The sequence below is a fragment of the Streptomyces sp. NPDC029292 genome, assembly GCF_055569295.1.
Genome location: NZ_JBVHXR010000002.1, coordinates 288,098 through 307,941, shown reverse-complemented (window position 1 = coordinate 307,941; position 19,844 = coordinate 288,098). Strand labels below are relative to the sequence as shown.

At 69.4% G+C, this 19,844-nt stretch carries 20 protein-coding genes; 9 read left to right on the top strand and 11 right to left on the bottom strand.

From position 1 onward, the window contains the following. Positions 1-4: 4 nt before the first annotated feature. A complete protein-coding gene (locus ACZ4WS_RS06245; RefSeq protein ID WP_467977649.1) occupies positions 5-1,162 on the bottom strand; it encodes a cystathionine gamma-synthase in 1,158 nt (385 codons plus the stop codon). A gap of 110 nt (positions 1,163-1,272) precedes the next feature. Here ACZ4WS_RS06245 and ACZ4WS_RS06240 point away from each other — a divergent pair, with 110 nt between their 5' ends. From ACZ4WS_RS06240 to ACZ4WS_RS06230, 3 genes are all read left to right on the top strand, one after another. After that, positions 1,273-2,391, top strand: a complete 1,119-nt coding sequence (locus ACZ4WS_RS06240) for a hypothetical protein (protein WP_467977647.1) — start codon at positions 1,273-1,275, stop codon at positions 2,389-2,391. Positions 2,392-2,560: 169 nt separating this feature from the next. Continuing rightward, a complete protein-coding gene (gene msrA, locus ACZ4WS_RS06235) occupies positions 2,561-3,229 on the top strand; it encodes a peptide-methionine (S)-S-oxide reductase MsrA (RefSeq protein ID WP_467977646.1) in 669 nt (222 codons plus the stop codon). Beyond that, positions 3,222-3,560: a hypothetical protein gene (locus ACZ4WS_RS06230; protein WP_467977645.1), complete on the top strand. Its 339-nt coding sequence runs from the start codon at positions 3,222-3,224 to the stop codon at positions 3,558-3,560. The genes msrA and ACZ4WS_RS06230 overlap by 8 nt, the downstream gene beginning before the upstream one ends. A gap of 44 nt (positions 3,561-3,604) precedes the next feature. Here the strand turns inward: ACZ4WS_RS06230 and ACZ4WS_RS06225 are convergent, their stop codons facing one another. The 6 genes from ACZ4WS_RS06225 to ACZ4WS_RS06200 form a co-directional block, all read right to left on the bottom strand. Further along, the gene (locus ACZ4WS_RS06225; protein WP_467977643.1) at positions 3,605-3,925 is read right to left on the bottom strand and encodes a DUF5958 family protein; all 321 of its coding nucleotides are present in this window, start codon (positions 3,923-3,925) and stop codon (positions 3,605-3,607) included. A 33-nt stretch (positions 3,926-3,958) separates the two neighbouring features. Next, complete coding sequence (locus tag ACZ4WS_RS06220) at positions 3,959-5,173, bottom strand: cytochrome P450 (protein ID WP_467977642.1); 1,215 nt, start codon at positions 5,171-5,173, stop codon at positions 3,959-3,961. 13 nt (positions 5,174-5,186) lie between these two features. Then, on the bottom strand, positions 5,187-6,578 hold the full coding sequence (locus ACZ4WS_RS06215) for an NAD(P)/FAD-dependent oxidoreductase (protein ID WP_467977641.1): 1,392 nt from the start codon (positions 6,576-6,578) through the stop codon (positions 5,187-5,189). Then, complete coding sequence (locus ACZ4WS_RS06210; RefSeq protein ID WP_467977639.1) at positions 6,575-6,802, bottom strand: ferredoxin; 228 nt, start codon at positions 6,800-6,802, stop codon at positions 6,575-6,577. Before ACZ4WS_RS06210 ends, ACZ4WS_RS06215 begins: the two co-directional genes overlap by 4 nt. Positions 6,803-7,328: 526 nt before the next feature. Next, complete coding sequence (locus ACZ4WS_RS06205) at positions 7,329-7,547, bottom strand: hypothetical protein (RefSeq protein ID WP_467977637.1); 219 nt, start codon at positions 7,545-7,547, stop codon at positions 7,329-7,331. 4 nt (positions 7,548-7,551) lie between these two features. Then, on the bottom strand, positions 7,552-7,920 hold the full coding sequence (locus ACZ4WS_RS06200; protein WP_467977636.1) for a hypothetical protein: 369 nt from the start codon (positions 7,918-7,920) through the stop codon (positions 7,552-7,554). A gap of 339 nt (positions 7,921-8,259) precedes the next feature. Between ACZ4WS_RS06200 and ACZ4WS_RS06195 the strand changes: the two genes are divergently transcribed. The 5 genes from ACZ4WS_RS06195 (at position 8,260) to ACZ4WS_RS06175 (ending at position 12,455) form a co-directional block, all read left to right on the top strand. After that, the gene (locus ACZ4WS_RS06195; RefSeq protein ID WP_467977634.1) at positions 8,260-8,907 is read left to right on the top strand and encodes a hypothetical protein; all 648 of its coding nucleotides are present in this window, start codon (positions 8,260-8,262) and stop codon (positions 8,905-8,907) included. A 163-nt stretch (positions 8,908-9,070) separates the two neighbouring features. Next, positions 9,071-10,129, top strand: a complete 1,059-nt coding sequence (locus ACZ4WS_RS06190) for an ABC transporter substrate-binding protein (RefSeq protein ID WP_467977632.1) — start codon at positions 9,071-9,073, stop codon at positions 10,127-10,129. 7 nt (positions 10,130-10,136) lie between these two features. Then, a complete protein-coding gene (locus ACZ4WS_RS06185; RefSeq protein ID WP_467977630.1) occupies positions 10,137-11,159 on the top strand; it encodes a FecCD family ABC transporter permease in 1,023 nt (340 codons plus the stop codon). Then, positions 11,156-12,220, top strand: a complete 1,065-nt coding sequence (locus ACZ4WS_RS06180; protein ID WP_467977628.1) for a FecCD family ABC transporter permease — start codon at positions 11,156-11,158, stop codon at positions 12,218-12,220. The genes ACZ4WS_RS06185 and ACZ4WS_RS06180 overlap by 4 nt, the downstream gene beginning before the upstream one ends. Positions 12,221-12,251: 31 nt before the next feature. Beyond that, positions 12,252-12,455: a hypothetical protein gene (locus ACZ4WS_RS06175; protein WP_467977627.1), complete on the top strand. Its 204-nt coding sequence runs from the start codon at positions 12,252-12,254 to the stop codon at positions 12,453-12,455. On the opposite strand, the gene ACZ4WS_RS06170 is transcribed toward ACZ4WS_RS06175, so the two are convergent. Beyond that, positions 12,452-13,492 carry an NAD(P)-dependent alcohol dehydrogenase gene (locus tag ACZ4WS_RS06170; protein WP_467977625.1) on the bottom strand — a complete coding sequence of 347 codons (1,041 nt, stop codon included), beginning with the start codon at positions 13,490-13,492 and terminating at the stop codon, positions 12,452-12,454. The two genes, ACZ4WS_RS06175 and ACZ4WS_RS06170, sit on opposite strands and share 4 nt — an antisense overlap. A 171-nt stretch (positions 13,493-13,663) precedes the next feature. Here ACZ4WS_RS06170 and ACZ4WS_RS06165 point away from each other — a divergent pair, with 171 nt between their 5' ends. Continuing rightward, positions 13,664-14,569: a helix-turn-helix domain-containing protein gene (locus ACZ4WS_RS06165; protein ID WP_467977623.1), complete on the top strand. Its 906-nt coding sequence runs from the start codon at positions 13,664-13,666 to the stop codon at positions 14,567-14,569. A gap of 169 nt (positions 14,570-14,738) precedes the next feature. Here the strand turns inward: ACZ4WS_RS06165 and ACZ4WS_RS06160 are convergent, their stop codons facing one another. The 3 genes from ACZ4WS_RS06160 to ACZ4WS_RS06150 form a co-directional block, all read right to left on the bottom strand. Beyond that, positions 14,739-15,509 carry a globin domain-containing protein gene (locus ACZ4WS_RS06160; RefSeq protein ID WP_467977622.1) on the bottom strand — a complete coding sequence of 257 codons (771 nt, stop codon included), beginning with the start codon at positions 15,507-15,509 and terminating at the stop codon, positions 14,739-14,741. 119 nt (positions 15,510-15,628) lie between these two features. Continuing rightward, the gene (locus ACZ4WS_RS06155; protein WP_467978321.1) at positions 15,629-18,871 is read right to left on the bottom strand and encodes a S8 family peptidase; all 3,243 of its coding nucleotides are present in this window, start codon (positions 18,869-18,871) and stop codon (positions 15,629-15,631) included. A gap of 265 nt (positions 18,872-19,136) precedes the next feature. Further along, entirely contained in the window at positions 19,137-19,820 is a 684-nt protein-coding gene (locus ACZ4WS_RS06150; protein ID WP_467977620.1) for an ABC transporter ATP-binding protein, read from the bottom strand. Between the last annotated feature and the right edge of the window lie 24 nt (positions 19,821-19,844).

The window sequence follows — 19,844 nt, the reverse complement described above, 5'->3', positions numbered from 1 at the left end:
TCGTTTACTGACCGAGGGCCTGCTGGAGGTCCTGGAGCAGGTCGTCGACGTTCTCGATGCCCACGGAGAGGCGTACGAGATCGGCGGGGACCTCGAGGGCAGAACCGGCCGCCGACGCGTGCGTCATGCGTCCCGGGTGCTCGATCAGGGACTCGACGCCACCCAGGGACTCGCCGAGCGTGAACACCTTGGCGCGGTTGCAGACCTCGACGGCCGCCTCCTCGCCGCCCTCGACCTGGAAGGAGATCATGCCGCCGAACGCCTTCATCTGCTTGGCGGCGATCTCGTGACCCGGGTGCTCCGGGAGACCCGGGTAGAGAACACGCGTCACGCGCGCGTGCCGGGTGAGCATCTCGGCGATCTTGCCGGCGTTCTCGCTGTGCCGGTCCATGCGCACGGAGAGCGTCTTGGTGCCGCGCAGCACCAGCCAGGAGTCGAAGGGCCCGGCGACCGCGCCCATCGCGTTCTGGTGGTACGCCAGCTCCTCGCCCAGCTCCTGGTCGCCGACGATCAGGGCGCCGCCCACGACGTCCGAGTGGCCGCCCATGTACTTGGTCAGGGAGTGCACGACGACGTCCGCGCCGAGCGCGAGCGGCTGCTGGAGGTAGGGGGTCGCGAAGGTGTTGTCGACGACGAGCTTCGCGCCCGCCTCGCGCGCGATCTGGGCGACCGCGGCGATGTCGGTGATGCCGAGGAGGGGGTTGGAGGGCGTCTCCACCCAGAGGACCTTGGTCTTCGGGGTGATCGCGGCTCGTACGGAGGCGGGGTCGCTGGTGTCCGCGACCGACCACTCCACCCCCCACCGGGAGACGACCTTCGCGAAGAGGCGGAACGTGCCGCCGTACGCGTCGTTGGGGATGACCACGTGGTCGCCGGGGCTGAGCAGCGTACGCAACAGGCAGTCCTCGGCCGCCAGTCCGGACGCGAACGCGAGGCCCCGGCGGCCGCCCTCCAGGGCGGCGAGGTTCTCTTCCAGGGCGGTCCTGGTCGGGTTGGCGCTGCGGCTGTACTCGTATCCGCCGCGCAGGCCGCCGACGCCGTCCTGCTTGTAGGTCGAGACCTGGTAGATCGGCGGGACGACCGCGCCGGTGAGGGGATCGGCGGTGTTGCCCGCGTGGATCGCGAGGGTCTCGAAGTGCTGACTGATGTGCCTGTCGCTCATGGGTCCCGAGCGTAGTGCGCCCGCGGGGTTGATGTCGGCGGACGCTCGCCGGAGCGAGCCGGGACCGACCGGGTTGGCCAATTGTCGGACCCGTCTGGTTCGCTTGAGGCATGGAGATTCTCTGGGTCCTGATGGCGCTGGCCATGTTCAGCCTGGTGCTGCTGCCGGTGCTGATGCGCAGGCGTGCCGGAATACAGCAGGTCGCGCCCGGCGATCCGGACGCCGCGGACCCGGCGAACTACGGATTTCTGCGGCAGGAGGAGCTGGACATCCGCATGCCCGGCCCCGACCAGGACCTGCTGGACGTGCTGGACCTGGTGCAGCGCACGCAGGACTACCGCTCCGCGTCGCAGCTGCTCGCGGGCACGGAAATAGACGGCGAGCGGCGCTGGCAGCGGGTGCAGGCCTTCGCGGGCGCCGCGTCACTGGAGTTGCAGCAGCGCCCCGGCGGGGTCAGTGAGACGCCGGGCGGGCAGTGGCTGCGGGTGTGGCGGGCCGAGCAGCCCAAGGACGCGGGCGGCGCGGCGGTGCACGCGGAGTTCCTGGTGCAGCAGGCGTGGCGTACGTCGACGCCCGGGACGGACGAGTTCCGGATCATCATGGAGGAGGCGAAGGCGGCCTGCGGCGAGGCCGCGCTGCTGTCCCCCGGTGACCCGATCCCGTACATCGTCGAACTGTCGGTGGCCCGCGGACTCGCCTACCCCCAGCCGGAGTTCGAGAAGCTCTGGCTGAAAATCCTGGACCGCTCGCCGTCCCACATGGGAGCGCACCTGGCGGCCCTGCACTACTGGTGCGAGAAGTGGCACGGCTCGCGAGAGGTGGCGTACGCCTTCGCTGAGGCCTCGGCGGCACGCGCCCCCCAGGGCTCTCTCCTCGCCGCGATGCCCCTCTTCGCGGTCTTCGAGCACCTCCCCGAGGTGAATCTGGTCCGCAGCTTCTACCAGAGCGAGGTCGTGACGAAGGCGGTCCACGGCGCGCTGTTCGCGGTGCACGCGGCCCGCCCCGACGACCCGATGCTGGCCCATGTCCGCCACCTCCTGGTCTTCTTCCTGGTCCGCGGCGAGCGCTGGGCCGAGGCCATGAACCAGCTGGTGCACGTCGACGGTCATGTGGGGGCGCTCCCCTGGACCCTGACCTGCGACCCGGCGGCGGACTACGCGGTCTACCGGGCGCTGGCGGTGGCGGGGTACGAGGCGAACGGGGGGAGCCCGGCGACGCTGTCGCACTGAGCACGTACGACGGGACGGTGCCAGGCGTCACCGGCGCGGGGCGGTTACGACGGGCACCCGTTGGAATGCCTGGCCGGGTTCATACGTTGGAAAACACGGATCCCGCTCACGCCCGTCTGCCGCCCACTCCGCCCCCGACCCCGTGCCCCTGTGACCCCGTGGAGACCGCATGTTCCTGCACAGCCGTACGCCTCAGCTCCCGACCGCCGAGCAGGCTCTGCGCGGCCGTCCCGAGCCGACCTTCACGGTCCCCGACCGCCACACGGTCCTCGGCACCCCGCTCCTCGGCCCCTACCCCGAGGGTCTGGAGATCGCCGACTTCGGCCTGGGCTGCTTCTGGGGCGCCGAGCGCAAGTTCTGGCAGCTGCCGACAGGCGTGTACACGACGCTGGTGGGCTACCAGGGCGGCTTCACCGAGCACCCCACGTACGAGGAGGTCTGCTCGGGCCTGACCGGCCACACGGAGGCGGTCCGCGTCGTCTACGACCCCGCCAAGATCACGTACGAGCGTCTCCTCCAGGTCTTCTGGGAGTCCCACAACCCGACCCAGGGCTTCCGCCAGGGCAACGACACGGGCACCCAGTACCGCTCCGCCGTCTACACCCACACCCCGGCCCAGGCCGCCGCCGCGGCAGCCTCCCGCGAGGCCTACCAGAAGGTCCTCACGGGCTCGGGCTACGGCACGATCACCACGGAGCTGCTCCCCGCGGAGGGGCGCACCTTCTATCCGGCCGAGGGGTACCACCAGCAGTACCTGGACAAGAACCCGGCGGGCTACTGCGGGATCGGCGGGACGGGCGTTTCCTGCCCGATCGGCGTGGCCAAGGCGGATGGCTGAGCCCCTACGGCTGGACGTCGCGGCGACGTTGAACGCGCTGCTCACCGGCTCCGATCCGGTGAGCAGCGCGCTGCGTGCTCAGCTTCCGTACGCCCGGGTGGTCGGCAGGTGTGGTTGCGGCTGCGCGACGGTCGACCTCGCGGTGGACCACGCAGCGGTCCCACCGGCTCCCGCTCACGGCAATCCGGCCGCGGACGCCTGGTACGCCGAACCGGAGGACGCCGGCGTGATGGTCTTCACGAAGGACGGCTACCTCTCACTGCTGGAGATCTACTCGACGTCCAGCGAGCCGATCAGCACATGGCCGGAGCCCCGCTTCGTCGAGCGCTGAGCACGGCCGCGAACCCCGTCGGTGTGGCTCCCACCGAAGGATGCTCATGTAGGGGCCGGCCCTGCATCCTCGCAAGCGGCTAGCTGGTGCCACTCATGGCTGCACCCGCCGACGCAGTAACGCTCGCGCCGACGGGTGTCCGCGATCGCGAACAGTGCGACCAGCAGACGAAACGCCCTGGCACGGTCGTAGGACGGCAGGTCGGCCATGTTCAGCCGCCATCGCGTCAGCATCACGGCCGGCGTGTAGGTCGGGCGCAACCCAGAGCGCGCAATGGCCTCATCGGCAGCCCCTGGCTGCCTGGTCGACCGAACAGCACACCGAGATCCGACGTCACCAGGACGCGTACGACCAGAGCGCCCCACGGAGTGCGTGACTGCGTGAGGCGGGGTGGACCATCAGCTCTGCTCGATGTGGAGATGGATGGGCCCTCGCAGGACGGGGCTGGGCCGGTACGGCGGCGGGTCGGCGACCAGCCTGGGCCGATCCAGGCGACGTACCAGCTCGTTCAACGCGATCTGGGTCTCCAGTCGAGCCATCGGGCCGCCGAAGCACAGGTGGATGCCGCTGCCGAACCCCAGGTGCTGGTTGTCCTGCCGATCGGGGTCGAAGCGGTCGGGCTCGTTGAAGCGGTCCGGATCCCGGCTGCCCGAAGCGAGCATGAGCATGATCTGCGAGCCCTTGGGGATGACGGTGTCGGCGACGGTGATGTCGCTGTACGCCGCCCGCCACGGAATGATGTGCACGGGGGGCTCGTAGCGCAGCAGTTCCTCGACCAGCGGCACGACCAGGTCCGGTTCGTCGCGCAGTCGCTGCAGTACCTCCGGGTGGCGCAGCAGCGTCAGCATGCCATTGGTGATGAGGTTGACGGTGGTCTCGTGGCCGGCGATGAGCAGCAGGTTGGCGGTGCTGATGATTTCTTCGTCGGTCATCCGCCCGTCGGGCCCGTCGTCGTTGGCCAGCCGTGTCAGCAGGTCGTCGCCGGGCCGGCCGTGGCGTTGTTCCAGCAGCCCGCCGAGGTATTGGCGCAGGTCTTTGGTGGCCTGCACGCCGTTGTCCAGTTTTTCCTTCGGGTCGGTCTTGGGGTTGTAGCCGATCGAGTCGATGATGGCGTTCACCCACACGCGGAACCGCGGTTCGTCCTCGCGTGGTACGCCGAGCAGGTGGCAGATCACGGTGACGGGGAACGGGTAGGCGAAGTCGTCGACGATGTCGATCTGCTGCTTGCCCGCGAAGTCGTCGATGAGGCTGCTGACGATGGTCGTCAGGTCGGGTTCCATGCCGGTCACCAGCCCCGGGGTGTGCGGGGGGCCGAAGTGGCGCATCGCCAGGCGCCGCAGACGGTCGTGCTCGGGCGGGTCGAGGTTGATGAACGACGGCGTGGCACGTTCCTCCATCGCGGGCATCGGATGCGACAGATTGCGGACGTCGGAGCTCAGGTGTGGGTCGTGCAGTACGCCGGCGAGTTCGCGATAGGTGCTGATGACGTAACTGCCGTCCTCCTGCAGGGCCACCGGCGTCTTGCGCAGCTCGGCGTACAGCGGGTACGGGTCGGCCCGGGCGGAGTAGTCGAGGATCCGGGGCAGGATGTCGGGCGTCTCGGTCGTGGTCATGTCGCTGTCCCTCCTACCGGTGCTGCCGCATGGCTGTGACACGCCGCTCGCCCGGGTCATGGCCGGTGACGACCACCGTGGCGCCCTGGCCGAGCAGAGTGGGGCCGGGGAAGTCGACGGGCACCGGTTTCGCGTCGGCGGGCCCGTCGGGCGTGGGGCAGGGAGGCGGGAAGGGCGCGGCCGTCTCGATCAACTGCCGGTAGTGGTCGAGCCACTTCGCGTTGTTGAAGCTGACCGCCGCGGTGACGCGGCCTTGGTAGCCGTATGCGGCGACGAAGCGGCGGTCGGACACAGACCCCTGGGTGACGACGACCTCGTCGGCATAGGTCGGTACACCGACGGACTTGATGTTGACGCCGAACTGGATCGACCAGAACGCCGGGATGGACAGGTGCGGCCAGCGGTCCGCCTGGGCGCTGACCATGTTGTGCGCCGCGATTTCGGCCTGCTCCACGGCGTTGGCCCAGTGCTCCAGCGAGATGAACCGGTATTCGTAGATCGGGTTCGGACAGCGTGCCACGTCTCCGGCGACGAAGATGTCGTCGGTGACCAGGCCGTTGAGGTCGAAGGCGCGGCAGCCCGCGTCGCAGGCAACTCCCCATATGCCCACCGCCAGTCCCGAGTCCCGCAGCCACTCGGTGTTGCGGATGCCCCCGAGCGCGACTACCGCCACGTCGGCGTCGACCGTGCTGCCGTCGGAGAAGTGGGCGCGGCGAAACCGCCCTTGCGCGTCGCCCTCCAGTTGGGTGACCTTGACACCGCAGCGCAGGTCGACGCCGTGGGCGCGCTGCATGTCCGCCGCGACCTCACCGATCATGGCGCCGAGTCCGCCGACCAGCGGGGCCGGCGCGAGCTCGGCGACGGTCACCGCGATATCACGCTCGCGGCAGATGGAGGCGATCTCGGAACCGGTGAAGCCCGCGCCGATGATCAGTACGCGGGAGGGCCCGGCGGCCATCGCCCGCTGCAGGCCCTCGGCGTCCTCGCGGGTGCGCACGACGAACACGCCGTCCAGGGCCGCCTCGGCCTCGACGAACCAGGGCCGGGCCCGTACCCCGGTAGAGATCAACATGCGGTCGAAGGGAACCTCGCGGCCGTCGGCGAGATGCACGTGGTTGGTCGCCAGGTCCAGCCCGTCGGCAGGGACGCCCAGAAGCCACTCCGCATCGATCTCACGACGTCGCGGCAGCGTGGTGCCCCCGGCCGGCACCCATCCGGTCAGTACCTGCTTGGACAGCGGAGGGCGGTCATAAGGCTCGCCCAGTTCGTCGCCGATCATGGTCAACGTGCCGGTGAAACCCTCGGCGCGCAGAGCCTCCGCGGTTCGCAGTCCCGCCAACGACGCCCCGACGATGACGATGCGGCCGTCGCGCTTGAATCCCTGCAGGGTGGCGGCGCTGCTCATGACGGCGACGCCCCAACCGGCGCGTCCCGCCCCTCCAACTGGTCGACCAGAATGGCCTGGAGCGGGCACGCTGCCGCGGCGCGCAGCACCTGCTCGCGCTGGACGTCGTCGGGATTCGGGTTGTACATCAGCGCTTCCTCGCCGTGCATCCGGAAGGCGTCCGGAGCCAGGAACGCGCACTGCGCATACCCCTGACACCGGGAAAGATCAACGACAACTTTCATCCCGAACTCCATTTCAGGGACGCAAAGCTGCGGGTCCTGAGGCAGCACCACTACGGCACCCAAAGCGCGAGGCACGCCTTCGAAGAAGGGATTCGACCGTTACTCACCCCTGCGCATACGAAGGGGTGCACCACGCACGTCAAAGGTCTCCGCAGGAAGAATTGATCATCGCGAATGAGGCCCGGGCGTCTGCAAAACCGCCCGGAGAACCTGACCTTGCCGTCAAAAGCGTAGCCCGCGCGCACGTCGTCCGCACCCTGGGAAAGGGACGTGCGGGCGTCGGTCACCAGGCGAGGTTGCTGTGGCCGCTGCCAGGAGGTGAGGAGGGCGATGCCGTCACCGACTCCCAGCGGGGCCGCCGAAGAAGATCATGACCCAGGCGAAGTCACCGGCCTCCGTGCCGTCGCCCGGGTCGGCGCGTGATGACATCCGTGGATGACGGAGGGTTGCAGAGGTCTGTGAGCGCGGCTTGACCTGGGTCTCACCGTCGCACCCTGCAGACCTCCCAACCAGTGCTTGACCACGATCACTTGGAAAGCCCCAGCTTGCTGAGCTTGGTCAGCTGTGTCCTGATGATCGCTTCCGGTACGACAGCTGGGCCCTTGCCCCTTGGCCCTCGGGGGCGGTTGAACTCGTAGAACATGGCGACCGTCGTCCCCTGTCGAACGGCCACCACTGCGTAGGGAACCCGGATGGGCTCCTCGTCCTCGCTGTCCGCCGCGAGCTGTGTGAGCCGCAGGGACACGGATTCATCGCCGTAGCCGGGGTCGGGCTGGAGTGCGGCCTCGCTGTAGCGGATCCACCCGGATGTCCTTGAAGGTCTTGCACCGCTTGGCGGCCATGCGGAATGCGTCGATCACCCGCGCGGCATCCCCGGCGCTGTGTGACGACAGGATCATGGATGCACCGGGGCCGTGCTTCTTCGAAAAAATCACCCGGCCGACGCGTGCGGTGGCTGTGAAGCCGCTGCTTCCGCCCAGTGCCTGAACGACGGGCGTGCATTCGGCAGGATCCGCCGTCCTCTGAGACGCCGAGGGAGCAGCCAGGATCCGGTTGACCTCGTAGCCGTCGAGATCCGTGTCCGTGATCGCCGCCCGCTCCAGGTCCGCCTTGCTCAACGGCTTGTCCTGGACACCAGCCCTCTTGGTCTCTTCCGACGCTGCGCCTGCCCGGGAGCTCTGCCCGGATCCACATGCGGCGAGCGTCAAGAAGGTCATGAGCATGGCAATAGCGGTGCCGACCCGTGATTGGCGAACCACTGTCTTCCCCACCCGTTTGATTGTTGAGCGCGCGCAGGTTCCCGCCGGCTCAGGAAGCTTCGCTCGAACCATCCGCCCCGGCTCAGAGCATTGAGCAGCAGGGTAGATCGTCCGCTTGGGAAACGGGATGGGTTTTGAGGCTGAGGGGCGGTTGCGGCGTGCCATCGAGGGAAGGGGCGCCGCCGGTATTTTGCAGGCATGTGTGTCTCGATGCGTCAGGCCGAGTTCTCCGGCACGACTCTGTACGGCGGGCGGCTGCGGCATCCCGTGCACGGATTGATTCATGTACTGGGGTATCAGAACACCGTGGTCAATCTGGCCGACGGGCCCAACGCCATGCTGCTGCACCTGCCCACGTTCCGGATGACTCAGGACAACTTCCTTTCGGTGGGGAGAAGTTCGGACGTTCTTGAGCGCATGGTGGATGCCGTGCGGCCCCGTTCCGTGGGCATATCCGACGGCATCGAGTGGATGGGGTGGGACGCCCCGCCGGAGGTCCAGGTCTTCGAGCACGACATCTACACGGTGCTGCTCGCCCATACCCCGACCGCGCTGCCGGCCGCCCTCGCGCAAGTGCCGGAGCACAAGCGGCCCCGGCTGAGTGAGGCGCTGTTGCGGTTCTACGCGGAGCGGTATCCGGGGCGTGCTCTCGCCGTGTGCTGCTTCGACAACGCGCAGGCCGCGCAGGCCAAACCGCTGTTGATGTGGTACCCGCCCATCGATCCCGACGTGCTCACCCTGCCCGCGGTGGACTGCCACACGGGAGAAGTGCCCGACCTCAATGCCGAGGTACCGGCCGACCATTGGGTGGGCGACCTGAATCTCGTCAGTAGGACCACGCCATAAGGGTGCGGGCCCGCTCGAAGGCCGCTCGCTTGAAGGCCGCTCACTTGAAGGCCCAGGATTTCGGCATTCATCGCCCGACCTGGGCCCCTGGCGCCAACCCCTCCGAGAGCCATATAAGGTAAGGCTTGCCTTAGTCATTGGTCGGAGCGGTATCGGAGTCGTTGTGCGCACCTTGGGATCGAAGGCCGTCCTGGCCGTTGCCGTCGCCGGCGGGCTGCTGCTGGCCGGATGCGGGTCAGGGGACGGCGGAGCCGCGTCGCAGAGCGAAGGCTCCTCCGACGGCTCGCGCAACCTCGTGGCGGGCGCCTCCGAGGGGCCCGTCGTCGCCCCCAGCGCCGTCGCCGACGGCATGGGAGCCGGTGACGCCGAGGACGGCGAGTTCCCGCGGACCGTCGGGCATTTCGAGGGCAAGACGGAGATCAAGTCCGCGCCCACACGGATCGCTGTGCTCAGCACCGGGCAGCTGGACGACCTGCTGTCCCTGGGGGTCGTACCGGCCGTCACGACCCGCGCCGACAATGCCGGGCTCGTGCCGGACTACCTCCGGGACGCCTTCCCCACCTATAAGAAGCAGCTCGCGAAGATGACCGACGCGGGCACCCGCACCGCGCCCAATCTGGAGACGCTGGCCGCCGCCAAGCCCGATCTGATCCTGGTCAACGACTCGCTGGGTGATCTCTACCCGAAGCTGTCGAAGATCGCGCCGACCGTCGTCACGGCGGGCAACGGCATCAACTGGAAGCGGGATCTACTGCTCGTCGGCGCCGCGATCGGCAAGGCGGACAAGGCCGAGGAGATGCTCGACGACATCGCGAGCGACGCCGCCGAAAGCGGCAGGAGCCTCGGTGACCCCGCCGTGTCCATGGTGCGGTTCACGCCCGACCGGACGCGGATGTTCGGGGTGTCGTCGTTTACCGGGTCCATCGCCGTCGACATGGGGCTCGGACGGCCCAAGTCCCAGCAGTTCAACGCCATTTCGCAGGACATCGGGGCGGAGAGCATCGATACCGCGGACGGTGACTGGATCTTCTACTCCGTGCAGGGCGACGCGTCCAAGACCGACGCCGGGAGCGTGCTCGCCGGGCCGCTGTGGAAGTCGATGAAGGCCGTCAAGGCCGGGCACGCGGTGAAGGTCGACGACGACCCCTGGTACCTCAACGCCGGTCCGACCGCCGCACGGCTCGTCGTACGCCAGCTCGCGGACGCCATCACCGGCAAGTGAACCCCCGGTGAGCCAAGCGAGTCGAGCGAGCCAAGCGAGTCGAGCGCGTCGAGCCGGGTGGCTCGCCGCCGCCCTCCTCCTCACCGCCACCACCGTCGCCCTCAGCCTCGCCGTCGGCACCCGCCCGGTCCCCCTCTCCGTCGTCCTCGACGCCCTCGCGCACGGCGGGAGTTCGCCGGACGCACTGGTCGTACGGTCGCTGCGGGTGCCGCGGACCGCGATCGGGCTGACCGCGGGTGCCGCGCTCGGGCTCGCGGGGGCGGCGTTGCAGGCGGTCAGCCGCAATCCGCTCGCCGATCCGGGGATCCTCGGGCTGAGTCAGGGCGCGGCGGCCGGTGTCGTGTGCGCGATCGCGCTCGGGCTCGCCAACGGCTTCGACGGATACGTCTGGTACGCCTTCGCCGGTGCCGTCCTTGCCGCGTGTGTCGTGTACGCCATCGCCTCGCGCGGGCGCGGCGGGGCCTCGCCGGTGAAACTGGCGCTCGCCGGAACCGCGCTGTCCGCGATGACGGCGGGCGCCACGACTGTCGTACTGACGTCGAGTTCGGCGACGCTGGACCAGTTCCGCTTCTGGCAGGTGGGCGCGCTCAGCGGGCGCGACGCCGGGACCGTCGGGCGGATGCTGCCGTTCCTGCTCGCCGGTGCGCTCCTTGTGCTGGCCTGTGCCCGCGGCCTGGACGCGCTCGCGCTCGGCGACGACCAGGCGAGGGCGCTGGGCCACCGGGTCGCGCTCGTACGGGGCTGCGCGGCGCTCGGCGCGACCGTCCTCACGGCGTCCGCGGTCGCCGCCGCGGGCCCCATCGCCTTCATCGGCCTCGCCGTACCCCACCTCGCCCGCCGCCTCGTCAACGGCGGTCACCGCTGGAGCCTCCCGCTCTCCGCCCTGCTCGGCGCCGCCCTGCTGCTCGCCGCGGATGTGGCGGGCCGCGTGGTCCGTGCACCCGCGGAGGTCCCGGCCGGGGTGATGACCGCGCTGGTGGGAGTGCCGGTGCTGGTCGTCCTCGTACGACGGAAGGGGGTGGCAGCGTGACGGCGGCAACCGCGTCTCCCCCTGCGTATCCGCGCTCGGCCGGGCTCCGCGTACTCCGCTGCCGGCGGCTCTCCCTCCTCGTGCACCGGCGCTCGGCGGCCGTCGCCTGCGCGCTGCTCCTGCTCCTCGCGGGCGTGATGCTGTTCTCGGCGTGCGTCGGACAGACGTACGTCCCGCCCGGTGAGGTGTGGCGCGTTCTGCGCGGTCACGGAGGCCCGTACGACCTCGTCGTCGGCGAGCTGCGCGTGCCCCGGATCGTGCTGGGCGCGCTGGTCGGCTCGGCGCTCGGGCTGTCCGGGGCGCTGGTGCAGACGGTGACGCGCAATCCGCTGGCCAGCCCGGATGTCATCGGCGTCGGGCACGGCGCCGCCGCCGCAACCGTCCTGGCGCTCGCCACCGGCACGGTCGCCTCCCCCGGCGCGCTCCCGGCCGTGGCCGTCGCCGGCGGGCTCGGGGCCGCCGCGCTGGTGTACGTGCTGGCCTGGCGGCATGGCATGCAGCCAAGTCGGTTCGTGCTGACGGGAGTCGGGATCGGCGTCGCGCTCTCGGCGGTCGTACAGCTGTATCTCGCCGAGAGCGAACTGGCCGCCGCCGAGCAGGTCAAGCTGTGGCTGACGGGCAGTCTGAACGGGCGTGGCTGGGAGCAGGCCGAGCCCCTCGCCTGGGTGCTTCTGCTCTCGGCTCCCGCCCTGGTGTGGGCGAACCGTGCGCTGCGGCCGCTCGGTCTGGACGCCGACACGGCCGCCGCCCTCGGCGTCCCCGTGCAGCGCGTCCAACTCGGCTTGACCGTCCTGGGCGTGGTGCTGGCCGCGACCGCGACGGGCGCCGCGGGCCCGATCGGCTTCGTCGCCCTCACCGGCCCCCAGCTGGCCCGCCGCCTCACCCGTACCCCCCAACTGCCCCTCATCGCCTCCGCATTGACGGGCGCCGTCGTCGTGGTCGGCGCCGACCTGGTGGCCCGCACGCTGCTGCCGCCGCTGGAGATCCCGGTCGGGGCGCTCACGTCCCTGGTCGGGGGGCCGTATCTGCTGTGGCTGCTGGGGCGGTCGGGCAGGCGCTGACCGGGGACCAACGGCCGTCCGGCGTGGGCCGGTGACCGGGGATCAGCGACCGTCCGGTGTCGGCCGGTGCTCCACGTACTCGACGACCGTGCCGTCGGGATGCCGTGCCGAGATCACCCTGCTCGGCGCGCCCGGCGGTCACGCACTCGTGCAGACCCCCGAGTCGTACGACGGGAAAGGCGAGGGCGCCGACCGGCCGTACGACCCGTCGGCGCCCCGAACGCGCGAGAACTAGATGGTCGCGGTGTCGATCACGAAGCGGTAGCGGACATCGCTGGCGAGGACCCGCTCGTACGCGTCATTGATCTCGGACGCGCTGATCAGCTCGATCTCGGCGCCCAGGCCGTGCTCGGCACAGAAGTCGAGCATTTCCTGGGTCTCCTGGATGCCGCCGATGCCGGAGCCGGCGAGGGACTTGCGGCCCATGATCACGGAGAAGAGGTTGAGGGAGATCGGCTCCTCGGGGGCGCCGACGTTCACCAGCGCGCCGTCCGTCCTGAGGAGGGACAGGAACGCGCCGAAGTCCAGCGGCGCGGAGACCGTCGACAGGATGATGTCGAAGGTGCCCGCCAGCTCCTCGAAGGTCTTCGGGTCGCTGGTCGCGTAGTAGTGGTCGGCGCCCAGCTTCAGGCCGTCGTCCTTCTTGCGGAGCGACTGGGACAGGACGGTCACCTCGGCGCCGAGGGCGTGTGCGATCTTGACGCCCATGTGGCCGAGGCCGCCCATGCCGAGGACGGCGACCTTCTTGCCGGGGCCGGCGTTCCAGTGCTTGAGCGGGGAGTACGTGGTGATGCCGGCGCAGAGCAGCGGCGCGGCCACGTCGAGGGAGAGGCCGTCGGGGATGCGGACGGTGTAGTTCTCGTCGACGACGATCTTCTCGGAGTAGCCGCCGTAGGTGGGCTCGCCGTTCTTGTCGAGGGCGTTGTACGTGCCGACGTTGCCCTTGACGCAGTACTGCTCCAGGCCCGCCTTGCAGTTCTCGCACTCACGGCAGGAGTCGACCATGCAGCCGACGCCCACGCGGTCGCCGACCTTGAACTTGGTGACGCCGGGGCCGACCTCGGAGACGATGCCGGCGATCTCGTGGCCCGGCACCATCGGGAAGATGCCCTCGGCCCAGCCGTCGCGGGCCTGGTGGATGTCCGAGTGACAGATACCGGCGAACTTGATGTCGATCAGGACGTCGAACTCGCCGACCTCGCGGCGCTCGATGGTGGTGCGCTCCAGCGGAGCCTTGGCGGCGGGGGCGGCGTACGCAGCAACGGTGGTCATGCCGGGGTTCTCCTAAGGAGTGGTCCTGTACCCGGCCGCCTTCTGACCGGGTACGTCGACCAGCCTGCCGTACCGCACAGCTTTCACCCAGGTCACGGCTCTGCGTACGTCCGCTGGTCCTACTACTGGCGGGGTCAGGTTCACAGGCGTACGACCATGAATACTGGAGGTATGGATGAACAGCCCGAGCACCTGGAGGCCGGCCCGCCCCTGGACCGGCGCGCCGAGCTCAGCGAGTTCCTGCGCACCCGCCGGGCCCGGCTGAAGCCGGAGGACGTGGGGCTGCCGGACTACGGGCGGCACCGTCGCGTGCCGGGGCTGCGGCGCGAGGAGCTGGCCCAGCTGGCCGGGGTGTCCGTCGCGTACTACACGCGCCTCGAACAGGGCAACGGACGGAACGTGTCCGCGGAGGTACTCGACGCGATCGCCCGCGCGCTGCGGCTGACGGACGCCGAGCACGCGCATCTCACTCACCTGGCGAAGCCCAAGGCGCACAAGAAGAAGCAGGCGGCGCGGCCGCAGCAGGTGCGTGTGGCGTTGCGGCAGCTGATCGACACCTTCGACGGCGTTCCGGCGTACGTCGTCGGGCGGCGCTCGGAGATCCTCGTCTGGAACCGCATGGCCGCGGCTGTCTTCGGCGACTGGTCGGAGCTGCCGCCGCAGGAGCGGAACTGGGCGCGGATGGTATTTCTGAAGCCCGAGTACCGCGAGCTGTTCGTGGAGTGGGACCAGAAGGCGTCCGACATCGTGAGTCTCCTGCGCATGAACGCGGGCTGCCATCCCGACGACCCGCGCCTGTCGGCCCTCGTCGGCGAACTCTCCGTGAAGAGCGAGGAGTTCCGGCGGTTGTGGGCCACGCACGACGTCAAGGAGAAGAGCCACGGCGTCAAGCGGCTGCATCACCCGCTGGTGGGTGAACTGAGCCTCCACTTCGAGTCGTTCAGACTCGTCGACGACGACGAGCAGTCGCTGGTCACGTACCACGCGGAACCGGGTTCCGCCTCGGCGGAGGCGCTGCGCCTGCTGGCGAGCTGGGGGACGGATGCGACCCGCGCGGGGGCGGCTTCTACGCCGTAGGGTTTTCGCCCCCGCCGCCCCCTGCCCGTCCCGTCCCGGGGGGCTCCGCCCCCAGACCCCCGTATCGCGCTGACGCGCTCGCCCTCAAACGCCGGACGGGCTAAAACTCTCCAGCCCCGGCCGGCAAAAAGACGGATAGGGGCGGCGGGGGCGAAGAAACCCATGCCGATCACGGCTGATACGGCGGCGCGGCCCCCCAGTTCCACCTCGGCACCGGCTGCTCCCCCGGCGGCACCGCATCCGGGCCGGAGAAGTACACGGCCAGCCGCGTCCCCCACTCCGCGTACGCGACGAACGCCGAGCGGAACTCGGCGTCCGTGGGCAGCCCGGCGTCGTCCGCCGCGTCCTGGAGCAGGTTCACCCAGCGGCGCCGCTGCACCTCCGTGATGTTCTTGCCGAAGTGCTTGGCGACCATGTGCCCGTGGCCGCCCTGTGTCTCGGAGTACGTGTGCGGACCGCCGAAGACCTCGCCGAGCCAGAGGGCGACGTGCGCGGCGTGTTCGGGGGCCAGGTCGGCGAAGAGCGGGGCCAGGATGTCGTCCTTGAGGACCTTGTCGTAGAAGACCTCGGTGAGGCGGGAGAAGGCCTCGGCGCCGCCCGCCCAGGCGTAGAGGGTGGGGACGGAGGCGCCGGCGCCGCGGACGGTCGTCGGCTTGTAGTGGCGCATTTCCTCGATGTGGGAGATGTAGGGGCGGATCTCGGCGAGGAAGTCGGCGAAGAGCTCCGACTTCCGGAAGCCTTCGAGGTGGGCCTCGGTCGACGTCCAGGTGATCCGCAGGATGAAGTGCTCGAAGTCCTCCTCGCAGCGCGCGAGTTCGTAGTCGACGCACTGCGGGGCCGCGGCCAGCTGGGCGGCGGCCCGGGTATAGGCGGCGAGGAATTCCGCCGACTGCTGCTCGGGAATCCGGTACCGGGTGTATTCGACGGTGTGGGCAGTCATGGCGCCCACGGAAACACGGACGGCCCGCCGGAAGCTTCTCTTCCGGCGGGCCGTTCGCTAATGGCTCATTCGCTGTGGCGTCCGCTCATGGCTCACTCGCCGTGGCATTCGCTCATGGCTCACTTGCCGTAGTACGCGTTGTAGATCGAGATCGTCGACTTGTTGCCCTTCTTGTCGGCGATCTTGGCGTGGAACGAGATGCCCTTGCCCTTCGCCGGGTTCTTGAAGGTGATCTTGCCGTTCTTGACGCTGAGCTTGGTCCACGTCTGGCCGTAGTCGTACGAGACGTACACGTACAGCGACTTCAGGTTGGATCCCTTGGCCGCGCCCTGGACGGTGACCGGGATGGTGACCTTCTTGTCGGCCGTCCCACGGCTGTCCAGGCCGAGGGAAGCGCCGAAGCGGACCGTGGAGACCGGCAGCTTCGCCCCGTCGGCCTTCTTGGAGTGGAACGTCCAGCTCGCGTCGATCCGCGTGGAGGCCGCGGCCACCTTCACGGAGCGCTTGATGGACGTGGTCAGCTTGTACGCCGCGTCCGCGTCCGGCACCTTGAACTGGCCGCTGCCGTCCAGCGCGTCGGCGGTCTCGGCGACCTTGGTGCCGTTGCGGTACAGATCCGTCTTCACCGAGGTGTAGAGGGAGGACCCGGCGTGCGTCGCGCCGTCGGCGAACACCGGCAGATAGCCGTAGATGTACTTGCCACTGCGGTAGACGCCGAACTCACCACCGATCTTCGGGCCGAAGACGCCGGTGTTGAACGTCTTCGTGTAGCTCTTGCCCGCCTTGAAGGTCTGCGGCTCGCCCAGCGTGTAGAAGGCCTCGGAGATCGGGAAGCCGTCGGCGTCCGTGCCCCCGTACTGCTCGAAGTCGAGGCTCCACTGGACCTTGTCACCGGTGGACACGTACATCGTGCGCGTGCCGGGCAGCTTCTGCTCGACGGCGACCCCGAAGGAGAAGTCGTCGGGCAGATAGCCGTACGCGCTGACGGCGCCCGTCTTGCCGGAGGTCGCGGCCCCCAGGTTCGACTTCACCGTGGACAGTTCGCTCGCCTTGTAGTGCTTGACGTGCGTGCCCTGCAGCTTGGTGACCTCGCCGCCGGTCAACACGTCGTACTCGGCGTTGTCGCCCTTCGTCCACACGCCGGACCAGCTCTGCGACAGACCGGAGGAGACCGCCGCACCGATGTGTCCCACTCGCAGGTTCTGGAAGGAGTCCAGGCCGATGCCGACGCCGATGCCCGCGGGGTCGTACATGTAGGAGACCATCGCGGACAGCGGCTTCGCCTGGGCGTCCGGCACCGTGATGTCGGCGGCCTTGGCCGTGCGCTGGTCGATGGTCACCGACAGGTTCTTGGTGACGCTCAGCTTGGGCTGGACCAGCCAGTCCACGCCGCCGTCGACCGAGGTGAGGTCCTTGACCAGCTCGGAGTCGAGGACGTAGTTGCCCTTGGGGACGCGAATGGTCTCGGTGTCCCCGGTGCCCTGCGAGAAGAAGTCCCGCCCGAGGCCAAGACCCGAGTAGGCGTACAGGTCGGTGAGGTGGATGGGCTGCTCGCCCGCGCGGGCGATGTACTTGAGCTTGACGTCGTACGACTCCACCTCGCGCTGCACCGCGGCCGCGGTCCGCACCGACTGGCCGCCGCCCGTGGCCGTCACGTACGCCGAGTACGCGCCGTCCGTGGTGCCGCCCAGCTTGGTGTTGACGGTGACGTCGACCGAGGCCTTGCCGCCCGCCGGGACGGTGACGGTCTTCGCGCCGAGCTTGAAGAAGCCCGCGGGGGCCGCCTGGCCCTTGGGGTTGGTCGCGGAGACCGCCAGGGTCAGCGTGACGTCGGTCTTGCCGAGGTTGCGGTAGGTGAGCTGCTTGGTCACCGGCGTGTCGTCGGTGTGCGGCCACTGCTGGACGCCGAAGCTCACCGAGTTCGGGTCGGCGATCACGGTCTGCTTGATCGCCTTGTCGACGGCGATGCGGCCCGAACCCTGCTGGAACGGCGTGTACTTGCCGCCCTTCGCGGAGCCGGTCAGCGCGCCCTTGAGCTCGGCGAACGTCCAGTCCGGGTGCTCCTGCTTGAGGATCGCCGCCGCGCCCGCTACATGCGGGGTGGCCATCGACGTACCCGAAATGGTCAGGTAGCCGGCCGGCTTCTCGCCGACCTCCTTGTCGATGAGGCTGCCCGGGGCCGCCGCTGCCGTGATGTCCACGCCGGGGGCGGTGACGTCGGGCTTGATGGCGCCGTCGAGGCCGGGCCCGCGGCTGGAGAAGGACGCCAGCTTGTCGTTGTCGTCGACCGCGCCGACGGTGAGCGCGTCGGCCGCGCTGCCCGGGGAGCCGATGGTCTGCTCGCCGAAGTCGCCGTCGTTGCCGGCGGCGATCGCGAAGAGGATGCCCTTCTCCTCGGAGAGCTTGTTGACCTCGGCCTCGAGCGGGTCGATCTCCGGGGTGTCGCCGCCGCCCAGGCTGAGGTTGACGACATCGGCGCCCTGGTCGGCGGCCCACTCCATGCCCGCGAGGATGCTGGAGTCGTCTCCGTAGCCGTCGTCGCTGAGGACCTTGCCGTTCAGGATCTTCGCGCCGGGCGCGACACCCTTGTACTTGCCGTTGGACTTGGCGCCCGTGCCCGCCGCGATCGAGGCGACGTGCGTGCCGTGGCCGAACTTGTCGGTCGCGTCGGCGGAGGTGGAGAAGTTCTTGGCCGCGATCACCTGGTCCTTGAGGTCCGGGTGGGTGGCGTCGACTCCGGTGTCCAGGACGGCGATCTTGACGCCCTTGCCGTCGTAACCGGCGGCCCACGCGGTGGGCGCGCCGATCTGCGGCACGGACTTGTCGAGGCTCGCCTTGCGCACCCCGTCGAGCCAGACGTGCGCGATACCGGAGGCGGCGCTGCCGCCGTTGGTGACCGCCGACCAGAGCTCGGCCGCGTCCTGCTTCGGCGTCAGCACCGCGTCCGCGTTCAGCGACTTCAGGGTCCTGCGGACCGTGCCCGCGTCTCGCACGTCGGCCTTGGCGGCCGTCGCGGCTCCCTTGTAGCCGACGATCAGCTTCAGGCCCTTCTGCTGGGCCTTGCGGGTCGCGGCCTTGTTCAACTCGGTGACGTCGAAGAGCCGCTGGTCGAGCTTGCCGGTGGCTATCAGGCGCTGGGCGTCGGCCGGCACGACGAGCGTGTGACCGTCGGCCTTGCGGACCGATACGGGTATGTGCTCGCGGCCCTTGGCACGCTCGAAGCCGACGACGCGCCCCTTGGCGTCGACGGCCACCCGGTCGCCGGTGATCAGTGTGATGTGGTGCCTGGCCGTGAGCTTGGCCTGCCCGGCCACGGAAGCGCTGCTCGCGTGCTCTTGCTTCGCCGACGCCGGGCTGGTCATTCCCGCCGCCAGGGCCACGGCGGCCGCCGTGGCGATGGTCGCCGCGCACGCTCTTTTCACTTGTCTGCGCAAGTCTCCCCCTGGAGATGAGGTCCGGGACGAAATCCCCATTTCATCCGGCCGGGGGAAGTCCCGCACGCATGCGCGTACACCCCCCGGAATACGAAGTATGCCGGGGGGTGATCGACCACTCAATAGTGGGGCAGCTGTAAAGAGTTGACGGAGTTGCTCCGCTACGCTCCCGCGCTCCCCCTTTTGTGCTCCTTTATGCCCCCGCGTTTTCCTTGACAGTGATCTTGCCCTTGCGGATCGTCGCAAGCCGCGGGGCCTTCTTCGCGATCGCGGAATCGTGCGTGACCATGATGAAAGTGAGCCCGTGCTCCTTCCACATGGCTTCCAGTACGTCCATGATCTCGTCGCGCATCGACTCGTCGAGGTTGCCGGTGGGTTCGTCGGCGAGCAGCACCTTCGGCTGCTTGACCAGGGCGCGGGCGATGGCGACGCGCTGCTGCTGGCCGCCGGACAGCTCGGCGGGCAGATGCCCGAGCCGCTCGGCGAGGCCCACCGACTCCAGTGCGTCGGCGGCCCGCTGCCGCCGTTCCTTGGTCTTCACACCGAGGGGTACGAGGGCGGTCTCCACGTTCTCCTGGGCGGTGAGCGTGGGGATCAGGTTGAAGCTCTGGAAGACGAAACCGATGTTCTCGCTGCGCACCTTGGTGAGCTTGGCCTCGGACAGCTTGGCCATGTCCGTGCCGTCGAGTTCGACGCTGCCGGCGGTGGGCCGGTCGAGTCCGCCGAGCATCTGCAGCAGTGTGGACTTGCCGCCGCCGGTGGGGCCCTGGATGACGAGCCGGTCGCCGTCCCCGATGGTCAGATCGACCCCGACGAGCGCGTCGATCGTCTCCTTGCCCCGTGTATAGCGCTTGGTGACGCCTCTGAGTTCGTACATGGTGCAACTCCTGGTTTTGCGTAA

Bases quoted from the DNA above. Each gene is read 5' to 3' on its own strand.
- ACZ4WS_RS06245 (WP_467977649.1), bottom strand. From the start codon at position 1,162: ATGAGCGACAGGCACATCAGTCAGCACTTCGAGACCCTCGCGATCCAC.
- ACZ4WS_RS06240 (WP_467977647.1), top strand. From the start codon at position 1,273: ATGGAGATTCTCTGGGTCCTGATGGCGCTGGCCATGTTCAGCCTGGTG.
- msrA (WP_467977646.1), top strand. From the start codon at position 2,561: ATGTTCCTGCACAGCCGTACGCCTCAGCTCCCGACCGCCGAGCAGGCT.
- ACZ4WS_RS06230 (WP_467977645.1), top strand. From the start codon at position 3,222: ATGGCTGAGCCCCTACGGCTGGACGTCGCGGCGACGTTGAACGCGCTG.
- ACZ4WS_RS06220 (WP_467977642.1), bottom strand. From the start codon at position 5,173: ATGACCACGACCGAGACGCCCGACATCCTGCCCCGGATCCTCGACTAC.
- ACZ4WS_RS06215 (WP_467977641.1), bottom strand. From the start codon at position 6,578: ATGAGCAGCGCCGCCACCCTGCAGGGATTCAAGCGCGACGGCCGCATC.
- ACZ4WS_RS06210 (WP_467977639.1), bottom strand. From the start codon at position 6,802: ATGAAAGTTGTCGTTGATCTTTCCCGGTGTCAGGGGTATGCGCAGTGC.
- ACZ4WS_RS06195 (WP_467977634.1), top strand. From the start codon at position 8,260: ATGTGTGTCTCGATGCGTCAGGCCGAGTTCTCCGGCACGACTCTGTAC.
- ACZ4WS_RS06170 (WP_467977625.1), bottom strand. From the start codon at position 13,492: ATGACCACCGTTGCTGCGTACGCCGCCCCCGCCGCCAAGGCTCCGCTG.
- ACZ4WS_RS06165 (WP_467977623.1), top strand. From the start codon at position 13,664: ATGGATGAACAGCCCGAGCACCTGGAGGCCGGCCCGCCCCTGGACCGG.
- ACZ4WS_RS06160 (WP_467977622.1), bottom strand. From the start codon at position 15,509: ATGACTGCCCACACCGTCGAATACACCCGGTACCGGATTCCCGAGCAG.
- ACZ4WS_RS06155 (WP_467978321.1), bottom strand. From the start codon at position 18,871: ATGACCAGCCCGGCGTCGGCGAAGCAAGAGCACGCGAGCAGCGCTTCC.
- ACZ4WS_RS06150 (WP_467977620.1), bottom strand. From the start codon at position 19,820: ATGTACGAACTCAGAGGCGTCACCAAGCGCTATACACGGGGCAAGGAG.